Origin of the sequence: Cobetia crustatorum, assembly GCF_000591415.1 — a bacterium.
In the GTDB taxonomy this organism is placed as follows: Bacteria; Pseudomonadota; Gammaproteobacteria; order Pseudomonadales; family Halomonadaceae; genus Cobetia; species Cobetia crustatorum.
Map to the genome: position 1 here is coordinate 1 of NZ_JEMF01000085.1, position 15,952 is coordinate 15,952.

Genomic DNA, 15,952 nt, shown 5'->3' on the forward strand with positions numbered 1-15,952 from the left:
GATTGATGCATATAGTGACGAAACAAACGACTACTTAACTCTGCACCTACAACCTGACCGTACATTGATACGCGCCAAATAGTAAATATGGAGATACATGATGCTACAGCCAATACTAAGAGAACCATAACCCCTACGCAAAATAGAAAATCACGTGGATCAGATACACCGCTGGCTCGATAAAAATCTCCAATAACCCCATCACTATTTAATTGCTGTATATCTCCTACTAATGCCATAAACGGTCCAATAGAGGCAACACCCACGACTTCAGCAAAGGCCATGAAAACAACAAGTATCTGTAAACGTTTAAGCTTACTTCGTTGTTCTGCTGTCAAAAGTGAATAAAGTTCTTTGAGCTGAGTGAACATAAGCCTCTCTTGCTGGGAAGGTTTTAGAGGACGGGAATTATTACACGATTTTGGCTAATATAGGGGCTAAGGGGAGCCTACTTAACGGCTTCCCTTACCTGTCACGATAGTACGAATAGTGCGAAGTACAATGAGTAAGTCGAGCCAGATGGAAAAATTCTTGATGTAATAAAAATCGTATTCCAGCTTTTCAATCATACCATCTACCTCAGCAGCGTAACCTTGCTCTACCTGAGCCCAGCCGGAAATGCCCGGCCTTACGACATGCCTATAATGGAAAAACGGTACATCCTTCTCATACCAACTCGCCAATGACATGGACTCGGGCCGTGGGCCGATGAAGCTCATGTCGCCTTTCAGCACGTTCACAAGCTGAGGTAGCTCATCCAAGCGATATTTGCGAATGACTCGTCCTACGCGTGTGATGCGCGGATCATTATCACCTTCGGTGAATCCTTGACCCTTGTGATCGGTATACATGCTGCGGAATTTATAGACTCTGAAGGGTCGGCAATGAAAGCCCATGCGTAGCTGGCAGAACAGTGCCGGACCCGGGCTATCACGCCGGATGGCGATAGCCGTAAGTACCATGATAGGACTTACCAATGGCAGCAAAAGCAGAGCCCCCAGGATATCCAGACCGCGTTTGACCACTTCATAACCTTCATGAGGTGAAAGCGATCCGAATTCATTGGCATACAGGTGATCCAGAAGCACACGACCGGTTATCATCTCGTGCACCTGAGTGGCATGGTACACAGGAATGCGGTGAATGGTGCAATCGGCCAGAAAGCGTTGCCACTCTTCTGGAAGGTCACCACGCAGATCCGCTACTACAGCATCGATACGCTTTACATCAACCAGCGAAGGGCTATTCAGCATATACCAGCGGACAGAAGCATTCTTCCGAACACAAAGTGTCAAGGCCTTCCCGAAAGGCACTACCGCCATTCGCTTAGTAGTAAGCTTGGAATCAACGTAATAAAAGATACTGCCAAATACCACAGCCATAGCAAAAGAGATACCGACCTGCAATCGGGAAACAGCAATTTCCAATAGGCTATAGAAGATGACCAGCACTACATAGGACACTGTAACCGTAGGAATGACATACGCGAAGGATTTAGTGCCTGGCAACTGACACAAGCGATTGACGAAAGTCATTGACAAAGTAAAAGCTGCCGCGGTGCCGATGAAAGCATTCCATTGCGCTGTCGTTGAGGTCAACCAGAAATCGATACCCCAGCGATACATGGCAGGCAATACGACCACTAGCAAAAGACCAAAAAAGGTTTGTAACCGCCTACTCGCGACCAACCGTTCATGATGACGTGAGTAACGCCGCTGGTGTTCCATTGTAGTAGTATCTTCTTTCATTGCGGTTCCCTTCGAGCTCCATGTGCTCCATTACCCCAAGGCGATGACGATCATTTATAGCTGTAGTTGTAATAGCCATAGTTGCCGTAGCTGGTGGCTGCCTTACGCTCTACAGCATTGAGAATCGCCCCTTTCACCAATACGCCACTGTTACCCAAGCGTTGCCTGGCAACACTGATTTCCTTGGGTGGATTCTTCCCGAAACGAGCTACCAGCAGGCTGGTGCCGACTTGCTTTCCGACAATGGCAGCATCTGTTACGGCGAGTACGGGCGGGGTATCGATGATAACAAGATCAAATCGCTGCGAAACTTCCTGCAACATATGAGAGAACGTTTCTTGCATCAGAAGCTCTGCAGGGTTTGGTGGTGCAATACCACGTGACATGAAGGAAAGCCCATCGATGTCAGTGGCTCGAATCACGTCTTCGAGGCGCTTGGTGCCAGAGAGCAGATCAGATAGTCCATCGTTGCTCTGGCCCCCGAAGGCTTCATGCATACGCCCCTTGCGCATGTCAGCATCAATGACAAGTACGCGTTGTGTTCCTTTGGCGCACACCGCTGCGAAATTGGCACTGATGAAACTCTTGCCGACTCCTGGGGATGGGCCTGTAATCATTACGCAGTTATTGCGCGCTTCCAGCATCGCGAAGTGCAGGCTGGTACGGAGCCCACGCAATGCCTCAACCGAGACATCCGTCGGGTTTTGCAATACCAGCAAGCCATTGAGCCCTTGCTTGCGATGACGCTTTCTTTCCCGCTTGTGAGTCTTTCCAGAGGACTGGCCAGATATCCTGGCCTGCTCTTCAGACAGAGGAACCGTGGCATATACCGGAAGCTCAAGCGCCTCTAGCTGATCAGGGGTCTCGACACCGCGACGCAGCATGCCCATCACCAAGACGCCAACTACCGAAAGCATGCCGCCCATGACGGTTGCCAGTACGATCATCAGCTTCTTGCGTGGCGCAATGGGACTAGGCTGTGCGACAGCTTCATCCAGTATCCGGACATTACCGACCGTTCCTGCCTTGGCAATGCGCATCTCCTGCATTTTATTCAGCAGCTGGACGTAGACTTCCTGATTGACCTCTACATCACGCCGCATACGCAGAATCTGCTGCTGAGTTTCGGGTAACTCTTCTACCTGTGATTCCAGCTGCTCTTTCTCGCGACTGACTTGTGCTTTCTTCTCCATCAGTGCCTGGTACTGAGGGTGGCTTGGAGTGAAGCGACGTCTGAGTTCCTTTTCGGAAAACTTCAACTCATTGAGCTGCTTTTCCAACTCGACAGAGCGGGCCAATATCGACTGAGTTTCCATCGGGAGGTCTACACTTTCCTGCTTCGAACGGTAGGCATTCAGTGCATCTTCTGCATCGCTCAGTTCACTACGTACCTTAGGGGCTTGTCCTTCAAGAAATGCGAGGCTCTTTTCTGCTTCTGCAGCTTGTCGTTGAACATTCTGTAATAGATAGATTTCGCTAATGGTATCCAATGTACGACGAGCCTGATCAGCATCAGGTCCTTGCAAAGCCAATTGCAATAGACCGCTATCCTTACCTTGCAAGTTGATACTTAAGCGACCTCGTAAACTGTTGATGGCTGCAAGTTGTGATGACAAACGCAAATTGAAACTCGAACCCGGTCTTGCTTGTATATCTGCAACACGTAGTACTACACGCCCATCGGCAAAGATTTCATTAACTCCGACCTCACCAACACCTAGCTCTCGCTCTGCTAGTACTACTCTATATCGTTTTTCATCAAGTATGCGTACTTGTAGAGCTTGTCCATTTAATTCAGTATCCATTTGTAGCTTACCGACACTAATGTTCTCATCAGCCCATACACTCTTGTCAGAAAAACTAGGTTTTGTCATACCTTGGCGCGAGAGGAACTCCCCAATGATAGGGAACCGTACTGGCGTTACTGACAAGGTGAGCTGCTGCTGGTCAACGGCCTGTCCCAGTACCATACGGGATTGTAGAATCCCCAGTTCAGCCTCGATCTTGGACTCTTCACCTGTCATGAAAGCTAGACCCTGAATAGGACCAGCATTCGCCCCACTTTCAATCTGCACGAGTGAGTCTGCGCGATAGATAGGGGTCTGAAGCGTGGCATAAACGCTGCCCATAACCCCGAAGAGGACTGTAATGGCAAGGATCCACCATTTGTGATCAACCAAAAGGCCAAATAACCGGCCGAGATCGAGGTCGTCATCTGCTGAGGCGGCCGTAGTAGGAGTCTGTGGCATGAGAGTACCGAAGCGTTAAGGTGCAAGAAGGCAAAGATAAAGTGTTGCGCGTGCTCAGTTTATAAAAGCAATAAGGTGTCTACCGATCGCTGATATCACTTGAGGTATCGACTATAGATCCAGGCAGCTCGACGCTTGGTAGCAGCAGACTTATAACACGATTCCAACGAGCGACAGGTGCCGTGGTGACATAGACTATATCGCCAGGTTCCAAGATAAATCGCTGACCTAGTGTAAATGCTGCTGCATTTTTGACGTCGAGCTGATAGACCGTTGCCAGCTGCTGTTCTGACTCAGACTTGCTGCGAATTACAAAGATCCCCGAAGCTTCAGCACTAGTCTCGTTGATTCCCCCAGAACGTGAAATCGCATTCGTCAGTGTCAACCGCTCGTTGCCCAGAGCCACATTTCCAGGGCGTAGTACCTGCCCCATCACTGCGACTCCTTGATCCTCGGCACTAGTGATATGTATTACATCCCCATCTCGTAATAGATGATTTTCTCGCTGATCCCCTTTGCGCATGAGCGCATATAGAGAGATCTGGGTTTCTTGTCCATCGCGCGTCAAGATCACACGATGCCAATTGGCACGTGATGTCGCACCGCCAACTCGACTCAAGGCATCAAGCACAGTGAGGGGTTCAGTCGTGATAGGTAACTGTCCCGGGGTTCCGACTTCACCAGAGATGTAAACATGCTTGGAACGAAAGGCAGCAACTTTGACGTCCACTTGAGGGTCGGTAAGATAAGTCGAGAGGCGCCGCGTCAGCTGGTCACGAATCTCGTCCAAGGTCAAACCACTGACATTCACGCGCCCAACATAAGGATAAAAAAGAGTCCCGTCATTGCGCACTAAGTTCCCAGCCTCCACTGCACCGCGCTCTTCTCCTGCAGGTGATGTCAGCTCCGGGTGGTCGTAAACAATGATATCGAGAACATCCCCCTTCCCGACGCGGTACACATACTCATCTATCGCCTCGCGAAGCTCAGCTGGCATAGGGTGACCACTATGAGAATGCATCGCTCGATAGCTCGCCACCAATCCCGGAGTGATCGGCTGGATATCAACCAGCTCATCGATATCTGCCGTTTCTGCCTGATAATCCATATGGCTACCCGGTGCAAAAGCACAGCCCGTGATAGAGAACATGGCAATCAACAGTGCGGTGGTCATTGCCAGGCGGGGGCGCGGCGACAGCGCACGGCCCTTGCCAAACATGGTGACCTTGATCATATAAAACCCCCGAAAACTGCAAGATGGAATGGGCAGCCTCATGCTGCCCTGGAAGAGAAGGCGTCGTGGTCAGGCCGCGACGTAGTCAATCGAAAGTTGTCAACCGAAAATAGGCCCAGCAGCTGAGTCCCGACGTGTCAGTCAGGGTGAAGAGACAGGATGTAGAGAAAGGGCGCTGAGTGAATCTCGAGGATAGCCAGAAAGCAGTCTGATATCGGCCTGCATTGCGCAAGCCCTGTGATGTGTCTCCCCGACCCCATCGACTGTTCGTGAGCGCGACCTGGTTTCAGGCACGCTACCGCCCCAGGGTGATTGACGGCGCATCCCTGAGGCCCTGACATGAAGCTCTTCATGTCTTCAAGCTTGTGTCGTGCTTGGCCACCTGTTTCCCAGGCAGCATCAATCCTTCACTTATGCAAGAAAGCCTTACTACGAGTGGCAACCCGAATTCAAGCCAATATCATTCCTCTTGAGGAAAATCCGGCGCACTGAACTCGTGGACAGGTATCGAGCACAAAATTCAACTAGCTGATACTTAATAACCAGAAAAGCCATCCCGACATTCAAGACTCAACAAACCCTAGCAGAGCAATCGTCTTGTAGATCGCCAGTGCTATCAGATGAGGACTTTTTTCAAATGCGTACAGGATTCAGGTTTCAAACCAATAAGACTTGTACAATCCTATCGGCTCGCACTGCCTGGATGGTACCAGTCACTACAAAACCAATGGTTGAAACGCCACGACAGCCTGTTACTGACAATGCTGAGGAGAGAATCTATCGGGCGTTGGTAGAGACACCAGCACCGCATGCGCAAGATCCTTCCTGCGTGCCGTCAACACGGCATGACGTTCAGCCGGTGACCCATCCTTACCATGTCGCAATAAAGAAACACAGAATTTCAATAAGGGACTCATGATACTGCATTCTGTGGCTTTCGTTCCACCCTTTATTCATATTCCCCTCGCTGCTCACCGAACAAGCTATAGCAAAGATATCGACCAAATTACTGATATTGCTATCATTTTTAAGATCTTAAGCACCAGAGCCTGCATAGCAGCACATCAGATCATGAACCATTGCGTAGCCAAAATGCGACATCAGCCATATCCACGACTGGCCAGCACACACAACAGAATCAATTTGAAATATTAACGTTACACAAAGTACTAGTCACCCAGCAATAGGTTGATTAGCCAAGCCATCATAAATCTATCAATCAGTATTGAGATGATCTTCCCAATAAAGATAACGAGTTTCACGACCCAGAATTCAAACCCGCCCTCCCTCTTCCGAGATCAACCGATTTTTGCCCACTCGTATTTATTGCGATCATTGTCGAGATCCCAAGGGGGGTTCTCGCAAAGCATGTCGATGAGATCATCATATTCGAAGGTTGTTTACAGTTAGATGTCAGTCGACCAATAACCTGAACTCTGCTAGCTTTCACAACATTCGCGTATTGAAATCTGCCTCACGAGGCGATAGAACGTAGGCATCATTAATATCTCGCCGCACTAACTGTTTCCCATAAAGAAACAATGATACAAAAAATCAAAACTTTGCATGGGCGCAAACGCGCGCAGAATTTCACTAACCATGAAAGAAGGGAATCCACATGAAACGTATTTCTACCTTGCTGGCCATTGCTGGTCTAGCACTGACTCCGATGGCCCATGCAGAAAGCGAAGCGCCCGCTCAGGCTAGCACTACATCAACCAGCGCTGGCGCCGGTGGTGGTGCCGCTGCCGGAGCTGGCGCAGCCGGCGGCATGGCTGCAGGAACGATCGCGACAGTGGCGGTAGGAGTCGCGGTAGCCGTGGGTGTTGCAGCCAAGGTAGCCTCTGGCGATGACAGTAGCAGTGGCAACACCACCGGCACCACCGGCACCACTGGCACCACAGGTACCTTCTGATCACCATGAAGCCGACAACCATCACGATGGGGGGCCGCCTGGCGGCCCCTTTGCTTGTGTCTGGTGCGCTGATGCTCGGTGGTTGCTCTTCTCTTGAGCAGGGACAGATTGCGCAAACCGCTCTGGCGTTCATCGACAGCGACCAATTCGATGCCGAGCGTGCGCGCGCCCTGTCCTATGCCACGCTGCGCTTAAGCTATGACGGCAACACCGGGATGGTGGTGTTGGCGTCTCTGGAGACAGCGACCCGCAAAGACATGGACGCAACGGACGCGACCTATCAGCAAGAACACGCAGGGCTGACACCTCTGGCAGCCCTGCCCTCTTCCGCCACGCCTGTTGAGCCTAAGGCAAGTCAGCCTTCAAGCACGACAGAGCTGGCCCGTTTTGAAACCGCGGATCATGCCTTCGTGCGTCTGGAGAACGGCTGGCTGAGCGGTACCGCCGGCTTCGACACCGACCTGCTGGACATGCGACGCGATGTATCATTGACCACGCTGATGTCTGCGCTGGACAGGGGCAAACCCGCGCCCGCCTTCGCGATTCACTCTCGCTGGCAGCGCGCCGATGGGATAGAGGGCTATGCGCAGGGCCAGGCAAGCTGGCAATGCTCGGCTCCCTCCGTGCAGGCCTTCCCATTGGGCGATCAGACCGTGGCCCAGTGTAAGGAAAACATCCTCTGGCAAGATGGCTCGCGTAGCGTCAATCGTTATGCGATTGCCCCCGCGACTGATGCCAATGCGGCACCAATAATCTGGCGGCGGATGTTCAACCCTGGCCGAATTCTCATTATTGGAGCTGGGAGGTCGCGCGTGGCTGGTGGTAAATGCCAAGAAATTTTCTTTCAGCGCCATGATCATGCCGCCCCGGCTGCACGAGTCGGCAGTGTGTCTCTTGTCCATCGAGGTGTCGTGTCTCTTGCCCGTCGAGGTGTCGTGAAAAGCTATCTGCATGAACGTCTGAAGGCCGCCCTTGGCGTCGCGATGCTCGCGTCTGCTTGCGGTGCACTCCTGCTGCCTGGCGCAGCGCTGGCCAGCGAGACTCCGGCAGCATCACCAGCCCCACCCCAAGACCAGGAGGCCAGTGCCCAGACGCTGACCATCAGTGAGGCGCTATCGCGCCAGCTCGGCGTGCTGACAGATGCCAATGGTATCGAGTGGCCGCATGCGTTCGTGGCCACCCAACAGTCACGCGACAGGACACGTGAGCTGGGGCGTCGCCTGTTCTTCGAACTGCGTCAACTGAGCTCGCAGGCCGTCTTTGATGATCGGCTGTCGGCTGAAGGCCTCAAGCACTGGATGCGCATCATCAGCCGCACGCCGGTCGAGGGGCGTCAGGTCGGGAGGATCGATCCCATTGCTCTGTGGCGTTTTCCGCGCCTGGACATCCCGCTCACGACGGGTGATTGGATAGGCCAATGCCAGGCCGAGACGCGCATTCAGCTCTGGAGTGCCGTAGGCGTGCGCCAGCTGGACTGGCGCCCCGGCCTGACACTGCACGACGCCATCGCTGGCCTGCCGGGCGCGCAGGCGGACTCGGAACACGCCAGCGTCATCACGCTGGGCGGCAGAATCATCGTCCGCGGCATCAGCGCCTGGAATGACCAGCCTATACGCTGGCGCCGGGCGACCGTGTCGTGGTCAACGTGCCGCGTATCTCGGCGGCAGCCGCCTGGGTCAATCGCAGCCTGCCCGAGTGGTTGAGTCTGCAATGGCCGGGCAAGGAGTGCCGCAGCGTGGATGCCATCACGGGAGAGCCGCAGCAGCGCGACTATCTGCAGGTAGCGCGGCAATACGCTGACAGTGATGACCGTGATAACCGTAATGACAGTGATCACCGCGATGACACGGACAGTGGCTCGCTCCCTCAGGGCGACACTCCATGAGCGACGTGACAATGACACAGCAGGACGCCTCGTGCTCAGGCAGGCAAAGGATGGCAGCAGACAGCATGGATCATTCGCACTTCACTTCCATGGCGCCGGCGCGTGCCCGGCTCACTTCCCTGACGCGCGCCATCCGGCAGCTGACCATGCTCAGTGCGGGCGTGCTGCTGGCCCCAATGAGCTACGCCGGCCTGCTGGATGGTCCGCAGCCGATCGAGACGCGTCTCAGTGGCCTGGGGCATGGGCAATCTGACTTCGGTGGCGTCGGGCTGATGCAGACCCCGACTGCGCGCATGCAGAACCCGGGCAGCATTCACTTCTCCTATACAAAGGTGGAGCCCTACCTGCGCTATAACGTCAGCCTGCAGCCGCTCGATTGGCTGGAGGTCGGCTTCCGCTACACGGAGGTCACCAACCGCCTGTACGGCGAAGCCATCGCTGGCGACCGCAACTACCTGGACAAGGGTGTCGACGCCAAGTTTCGTCTGTGGGAAGAGAGCCGTTATCTGCCCGAAGTCGCGGTCGGCCTGCGCAACATGGGCGGTACCAGCCTATTCGGCAGTGAGTACCTGGTCGCCAGCAAGCGTTGGTATGACCTCGACTTCACGCTGGGCCTTGGCTGGGGCTATCTCGGTTCACGCGGTGATATCAGCAACCCGCTCGGCTGGGTACGTGACAGCTACAACGATCGCCCCGGGCGAGGCGAGACTGGCGGTGATCAGGGCGGTGAGTTCTCCCTCAACAGCCTGTTCAAGGGTGATGTCGGCATCTTCGGCGGCGTGGAATGGCAGACACCGTGGGACCCGCTGGTGTTGATGGCAGAGCTTGATGGCAATGACTATCAGAGCGAGCCGCAGGACAACGATCAAGAGCAGGACAGCCCGATCAACCTGGGTGCCCGCCTGAGCGTGACCGACAACCTGACCGTCAAGGCCGGCTGGGAGCGTGGCAATACCGCGATGTTCGGCGTCAACTTCGGGGTAGATCTCGCCGGGCTCTCGCAGGCCAAGCTGGATAGCCCGCCGGAGCGTCTGAATGCCGAAGCCCCCACGCGCAACCAGGTCAGCTGGCCAGAGCTCTCCCGCGAGATTCAGGCGCAATCGGGCATTCGTGTCGATAGCCTCTCGCGTGAAGGTACGGCGCTGATCGTCAGTGGCGAGAGTACGCGTTTCCGCTCCACCGCTCAGGCCGAAGGGCGAGCCAACCGCGTGCTGCATAACCGGCTGGATGACGATTTCGAGAGCTTCCATTACCGCCTGCGTTCTGATGGCCTGGACACGCGTGAAGATGTCCATTCTCGCGCCGATGTCGTCAGCGCCGGACACGATGCGCGCCAGCAGCTGCGCTATACCCACAGCGTCTATGCATTGGCGGCCACCGAGCCGACCGATGAGCATGGCGAAGGCGCGGCCCGCTACAGCGGTGAAAAGGTGCTGCTCGAGAATCCTGATGATCGCTGGAGCGCCGGCTTCTCGCCTGGCCTCAACCAGAACATCGGCGGCCCGGATGGCTACCTGTATCAGGCCTATCTGCGCGGCTCCGCCTCATGGCGGACCGATCGTCACGGCTGGCTCTCCGGTTCGGCGCAGCTGACCCTGTTCGACAACTTCGACAAGTTCGATTACATCTCGGACTCCAAGCTGCCCAGGGTTCGCTCCTATATCGGTCGCTATATCGAAGAGACCGACGTCGGCATCAATAACCTGCAGTACACCCGCACACACCAGTTCGGGCGTGACTGGTACGGTATGGCCTATGGCGGCATTCTGGAAATGATGTATGCCGGTGTGGGCGCGGAGGTGCTCTATCGCCCGCTGGGCTCGCCACTGGCCTACGGGGTCGATGTGAACTGGGTCAAGCAGCGCGAGTTCGATCAACAGTTCGGCCTGCGCGATTACTCGACCACCACTGGCCATGCCAGCATCTACTGGGATACCGGCTATGAAGACGTGTTGGCCAAGGCTAGCTTCGGCCGGTACCTGGCAGAAGATGTCGGCATGACGCTGGATCTCTCACGCGGCTTCGCCAATGGCGCACGCATGGGCGCCTGGGCCACCTTCACCGATGCCGGCGACGACTTCGGCGAGGGTAGCTTCGACAAGGGCCTCTACATCGTGCTACCGCTGGATGCGTTCTTCATGCATTCCAGCCGTGACAATGTCGGCTTGGCCTGGAACCCGCTGACCCGCGATGGTGGTGCTCGCCTCAATCGCAAGTTCAGCCTGTATGACATGACCAGCTATCGCGACATGGATGACTACTGGCGCGGCTTCGCTTCCCAGGTCTGGAAGTGAACGACGCCATGAGCTGTTCTTTGCCACGAAGCGGTCTACGTAATGAGCTGACCTGAGTCATAGGACAATAGCCGCACCCACAAGAAGGCCCCGATCCACAGGATCGGGGCCTTCTATCATGTCAGCTGCGCACAGACAACTAAGCAGCTTACAAGCTACCGGCTCATGTCATTCGCTCAGCGCTTGGTGAAGTTGTTGCGCACCAGGTCGACCACGTCATCCATGCGGCCATTGAGCACCGCCTTGGCAGAGTAGAGCGCGGTGGAGGCGACCTGGCCGGCCTCGATATGCGGCGGCATCACCAGTTCCATGCGGTTGACCTTGACCTCGAGCACCCCGGGGCCGTCCTGGGCCAGCAGACTCTGCACCGCCTCATCCAGCTCGTGCTTCTCCTCGACGCGACGCCCCCATAGCCCCATGGACTGTGCCAGCAGCGAGAAGTCAGGGTTCTCGAGTTCGGTGTAGGTATCCAGAATGCCCTCGACCTTCTGCTCGAGCTCGACGAAGCCCAGCGTGCTGTTGTTGAAGATGACTATCTTGAGCGGGATCTTCTCCTGCTTGAGGGTCAGCAGGTCCCCCATCAGCATGGCAAGGCCGCCATCGCCGCACATGGCGATTACCTGACGCTGCGGGTAGGCCTTCTGGATGCCGATGGCCTGAGGATAGGCGTTGGCCATGGTGCCGTGCATCAGACTCGGCAGCGTGCGGCGCTTGCCGTTGGCCCGAATGTGGCGCAGGCACCACACCATCGGGCTGCCGCCATCGGCGGTGAACACGGCGTCTTCGCTGGCGTGGCGATCCAGCGCCAGTGTCAGCTCCTGCGGGTGGATGAGACGCTCGTCATCGGAGGTGACGGCGGCATCGTCACGCGCCTCGAGATACTTCTTGCGGCAGCTGTCGAGCCAGGCGCTGTCGTCACGCGGGTCGACGCGGGTCAGCAGCGCCGCGCAGGTGTCCTTGACGCTACCCACGACCCCGAGGTCCACCGGGTGGCGAATACCGATCTTGCCGGGGTCCAGATCGACCTGAATCACCGTCGCCTTGTCCGGATAGAACTGGGTCCAGGCGAAGCTGCAACCGAGCAGCAGCAAGGTGTCACACTCCGCGACAGCCTCGTAGCCGCCCTGCAGCCCGAATACGCCGGTCATGCCGACCTCGAGCTCATTGTTGGGCTCGATGAAGTCCTTGGCGCGCGACGTCCAGGCTATTGGCGCCTTGAGTCGTCGTGCCAGCGCCAGCACTTCCTCCTGCGCATGCTGACAGCCAATACCGGCATAGATCGAGACCTTGCCCGGCGCATTCAGCGCCTCGGCAACGGCGGCCAGCTCCTGCTCGCCGGGGCGAATCACCGGCGCGAAGCGATGGGCACGCCACGGCAGCGAGCCCTTGGGCTTCTGGGTGAACAGATCCCCCGGGATGATCAGCACCGCGACCCCGCCTTCCGCCAGCGCCTTCTGCGCGGCGATGGCGACCATGCGGCGAGCATTCTCGGGATTGGTCAGGTACTCGCAGAACACGCTGTACTGGGAATAGAGCGCCTTCTGATCCACATCCTGCGGGAAGCCGACGCCCATCTCGCTGGTATCGATCTGCGAGGCAATGAACACCACCGGCGCGCCGTTGCGATGTGATTCGATCAATCCATTCAGAAAGTGCGTGCTGCCCGGCCCGCAGGTACCGGCACAACAGGAAAGCTCGCCACTGATGAAGGACTCGCCCCCTGCCGCGAAACCGGCCACCTCCTCGTGCCGCACATGCACCCACTCCATCTCGGAGCGCCGAATGGCGTCGGTGAAGTGGTTGATGGTGTCACCCACGATGCCGTAGCAACGCTTGGCGCCGGCCTCAAGCAATGAATCGACGATGATCTCGGAGACGGACGCTGACGAAGATGTGGTTAGTGCCATGGAGGTGCTTTCCTTTTCCGGTGAACTTTCGGGCCAGGATGAGCAATGCATTCACTCATTCGAATAAACAGTGAACAAGACCTTGGGTCCAAGCCGCGGAAAACAATGGCCAGCCCCGAAACTCACGCTGGCACACGGCGTTGCGTGCGGCGTAGCATGAGCCTGAGGCCCCCGAACCACGAGGACCCGATCACGCCACGCAGAGTGCGCATGCAGAGTGCGCATGCAGAGCAGAGCGCAATGCTGGATGAAGCAATACTGGAGAGAGCGCAATGCCAGAGAGAACGATGCTGGGGGGAACGAAAATGCTGAAGAGAGTGGGGATGCAGTGGCCGATCATTCAGGCCCCGATGGCAGGCGTCTCGACGCCTCGTCTGGCAGCCGAGGTCTCGAAGGCAGGCGGGCTGGGCTCGATCGGCGTCGGTGCCACGGATGCCGACGGCGCCCGCAGGATGATCACAGAACTGCAAGCGCTGACCGACAGGCCTTTCAACGTCAATGTCTTCGTGCACCCGGCCCCGACACATGACGCTGCTCGCGAGAGCGCCTGGCGGGAGTGGCTGACGCCGCACTTCCAGGCCTTCGAGGCAACGCCCCCCGCCAGACTCGACACGCTCTATACCAGCGTTGCCGATGACCCCGGCATGCAGGCGATGTTGCTGGAGACTCGCCCCCCCGTCGTCAGCTTTCACTTCGGCCTGCCCTCACGCGATTTCATCCGCGCCTTGAAGGAAGCAGGCATCTGGCTCATGGCGACGGCGACCCACCTGGAGGAAGCCAGCGCCATCGAGCGGGCCGGTTTGGACGCCATCGTGGCGCAAGGATTCGAAGCGGGAGGTCATCGCGGCATGTTTGATCCAAAAGCCGCGGATACCCAGCTGAGCACTGCCGCCCTGACCAGGCAGCTGGTAGACGCCACGCACCTGCCGATCATTGCCGCAGGAGGCATCATGAACGGTGAGGCCATTGCCGCCGCTCTCGCGAATGGCGCCGTGGCAGCCCAACTCGGAACCGCCTTCATCGCCTGCCCGGAATCCAGCGCCGATGCCGCCTATCGAGACGCACTCACCGGTCCGGCAGCGCATGACACTCGCATGACATCGATCGTCTCGGGCCGCCCCGCGCGCATTCTCGCCAATCGATTCGCCAGCCTGATGGAAGACCCATCATGCCCCACACCACCGGACTACCCTCTCACCTACGCCGCCGGCAAGGCGCTCAACGCCGCCGCCAGAGCGCAGGACGAGACCGGTTTCGGGGCACAGTGGGCGGGCCAGGGCGCCCCGCTGGCCAGAGCGATGCCAGCGGGAAAGCTGATGGCAATATTGGGGAAGGAATGGACAGAGGCGTCTAGCAATACGCAATGATCAGTGCTTCATCTTGTCCTTCGTCGTGTAATAAACGCTGTCGATATGCGAGAGCATCGCACGTTCGGCGGCGTCCGGGTCACCGGCACGTAATGCCTCGACGATACGCACATGCTCTTCATAGCTGCGCTTGATCGAGCCGTGTTCGGCCATGACCTGGCGGCGAATGTTGAGCGCGTAGGTATAAAGCTCATCGGCATAGCGGATCAGGATCTCGTTGCGCGTGTATTCGGCGATGACGTGATGGAAGTTCTGGTCCGAGAGCTGGAAGTTCACCGGCGAGTCGAAGTGCTGCGACTGAGCCTCCAGCAAGGCGTCGAGCTTCTTGAGCCCTACCTCATCGATATGTCGCGCGGCGCGGCGGGCGATGGCCGATTCCACCACGATCCGGCTCTCGAAGACGCTCTCGATATCCAGGTTGTTGAGCTCATCGCCCTGCTGACGCGCGGGATGATTGCGGAAGCTGTCGATCACGGCCTCACTGGCACAGACCCGTGACTTGCTGCCGTGCGAGACATTCAAGAGGCCATAGCCCGTCAACAGCGCCAGCCCACCGCGCACCGTCTCACGACTCACTTCAAACAACTGCGCCAGTTCACGCTCGCTGGGCAGCTCATCTCCATCGCGCAGCAGCCCCGTCAGGATCATCTCGATGAGCTTGTCGGCGAGAATTTCCTTCTTGGTCTGATTCTTCAGCGCTTTCTCGAAGGCGAAAGGCGTCTGCTTCATGCAGCCTCCACTGGTATAGATTTCATACCAGAATAACCGACAACCGCATATCACGCACCCACAAACCGACCATGGTCGCAATTTTCGAGAAAACCTTGACCGACCAGCGTGGCCTCGGCTAATTTTTATCTCAACTGGTCTGGCAAACCAACCAGCAGACCATAAAATGCGAATTGATCGAAGAAACCAACAACAACGCCAACTCTCACAAGGCTGGAATTCACATGTCAGCAACACGCCCTGTCATTGCCCTCACCCTTGGTGACCCCGCCGGTATCGGCCCGGAGCTGATCGCGCGCCTGGTCGCAGAACCCGAGCAGTTCGCCGAGACCCACAGCGTGCTGGTCGGCGATCAGTGGCTGTGGGAGCAGGGCCAACGCCAGGCCGGTCTCTTCACCCAGCTGCCGCGCGTCGCAAGCTTCGCCGAGGCCCGCGAGCATGAAGGCCTGTCATTGATGCTGGTGGAAAGCGTGGCCCAGCAGGAGGTGACGCTGGCCGAGGAAAGCGCCGCCTGTGGCGCCTCGACCCTCGCGGTGCTGTCTCGCTGCCTGGAAGCGGCCCAGAACGAGGAAGTCGACGCCATCTGCTTCGCGCCGCTCAACAAGCTGTCGATGAAGAAAGGGG

General features: G+C 56.8%; 11 protein-coding genes and 1 pseudogene. 6 read left to right on the top strand and 6 right to left on the bottom strand.

Annotated elements, in window-relative coordinates:
- The 4 genes and pseudogenes from BF12_RS21810 to BF12_RS0115260 form a co-directional block, all read right to left on the bottom strand.
- Positions 1–371: pseudogene (locus BF12_RS21810) on the bottom strand (ABC transporter ATP-binding protein); the annotation flags it as partial.
- Positions 372–452: 81 nt separating this feature from the next.
- Entirely contained in the window at positions 453–1,748 is a 1,296-nt protein-coding gene (locus tag BF12_RS23000; RefSeq protein ID WP_084488159.1) for an exopolysaccharide biosynthesis polyprenyl glycosylphosphotransferase, read from the bottom strand.
- Positions 1,749–1,798: 50 nt separating this feature from the next.
- Positions 1,799–3,997: a polysaccharide biosynthesis tyrosine autokinase gene (locus BF12_RS0115255; protein WP_024953022.1), complete on the bottom strand. Its 2,199-nt coding sequence runs from the start codon at positions 3,995–3,997 to the stop codon at positions 1,799–1,801.
- A 79-nt stretch (positions 3,998–4,076) separates the two neighbouring features.
- Positions 4,077–5,216, bottom strand: a complete 1,140-nt coding sequence (locus BF12_RS0115260) for a polysaccharide export protein (RefSeq protein WP_051511063.1) — start codon at positions 5,214–5,216, stop codon at positions 4,077–4,079.
- Between the two features lie 1,633 nt (positions 5,217–6,849).
- Here BF12_RS0115260 and BF12_RS0115265 point away from each other — a divergent pair.
- The 4 genes from BF12_RS0115265 (at position 6,850) to BF12_RS0115280 (ending at position 11,325) form a co-directional block, all read left to right on the top strand.
- Positions 6,850–7,146, top strand: a complete 297-nt coding sequence (locus BF12_RS0115265) for a hypothetical protein (protein WP_024953024.1) — start codon at positions 6,850–6,852, stop codon at positions 7,144–7,146.
- Between the two features lie 5 nt (positions 7,147–7,151).
- Positions 7,152–8,849, top strand: coding sequence for a capsule biosynthesis GfcC family protein (locus BF12_RS0115270; protein WP_024953025.1), 1,698 nt, complete (start codon positions 7,152–7,154; stop codon positions 8,847–8,849).
- 32 nt (positions 8,850–8,881) lie between these two features.
- The gene (locus BF12_RS22105) at positions 8,882–9,031 is read left to right on the top strand and encodes a hypothetical protein (protein WP_156941194.1); all 150 of its coding nucleotides are present in this window, start codon (positions 8,882–8,884) and stop codon (positions 9,029–9,031) included.
- Between the two features lie 65 nt (positions 9,032–9,096).
- Entirely contained in the window at positions 9,097–11,325 is a 2,229-nt protein-coding gene (locus BF12_RS0115280) for a YjbH domain-containing protein (RefSeq protein ID WP_248623736.1), read from the top strand.
- Between the two features lie 176 nt (positions 11,326–11,501).
- Here BF12_RS0115280 and BF12_RS0115285 read toward each other — a convergent pair whose 3' ends face one another.
- Positions 11,502–13,232, bottom strand: coding sequence for a thiamine pyrophosphate-dependent enzyme (locus BF12_RS0115285; protein WP_024953027.1), 1,731 nt, complete (start codon positions 13,230–13,232; stop codon positions 11,502–11,504).
- A 305-nt stretch (positions 13,233–13,537) separates the two neighbouring features.
- On the opposite strand from BF12_RS0115285, the gene BF12_RS0115290 reads away from it, so the two are divergent.
- Entirely contained in the window at positions 13,538–14,599 is a 1,062-nt protein-coding gene (locus BF12_RS0115290) for an NAD(P)H-dependent flavin oxidoreductase (RefSeq protein WP_156941195.1), read from the top strand.
- On the opposite strand, the gene BF12_RS20480 is transcribed toward BF12_RS0115290, so the two are convergent.
- Positions 14,600–15,328 carry a FadR/GntR family transcriptional regulator gene (locus tag BF12_RS20480; RefSeq protein ID WP_035160328.1) on the bottom strand — a complete coding sequence of 243 codons (729 nt, stop codon included), beginning with the start codon at positions 15,326–15,328 and terminating at the stop codon, positions 14,600–14,602.
- Between the two features lie 224 nt (positions 15,329–15,552).
- Here BF12_RS20480 and BF12_RS0115300 point away from each other — a divergent pair.
- Positions 15,553–15,952: 4-hydroxythreonine-4-phosphate dehydrogenase PdxA (locus BF12_RS0115300; RefSeq protein WP_024953029.1), on the top strand; the 400-nt coding region annotated here is incomplete at its 3' end.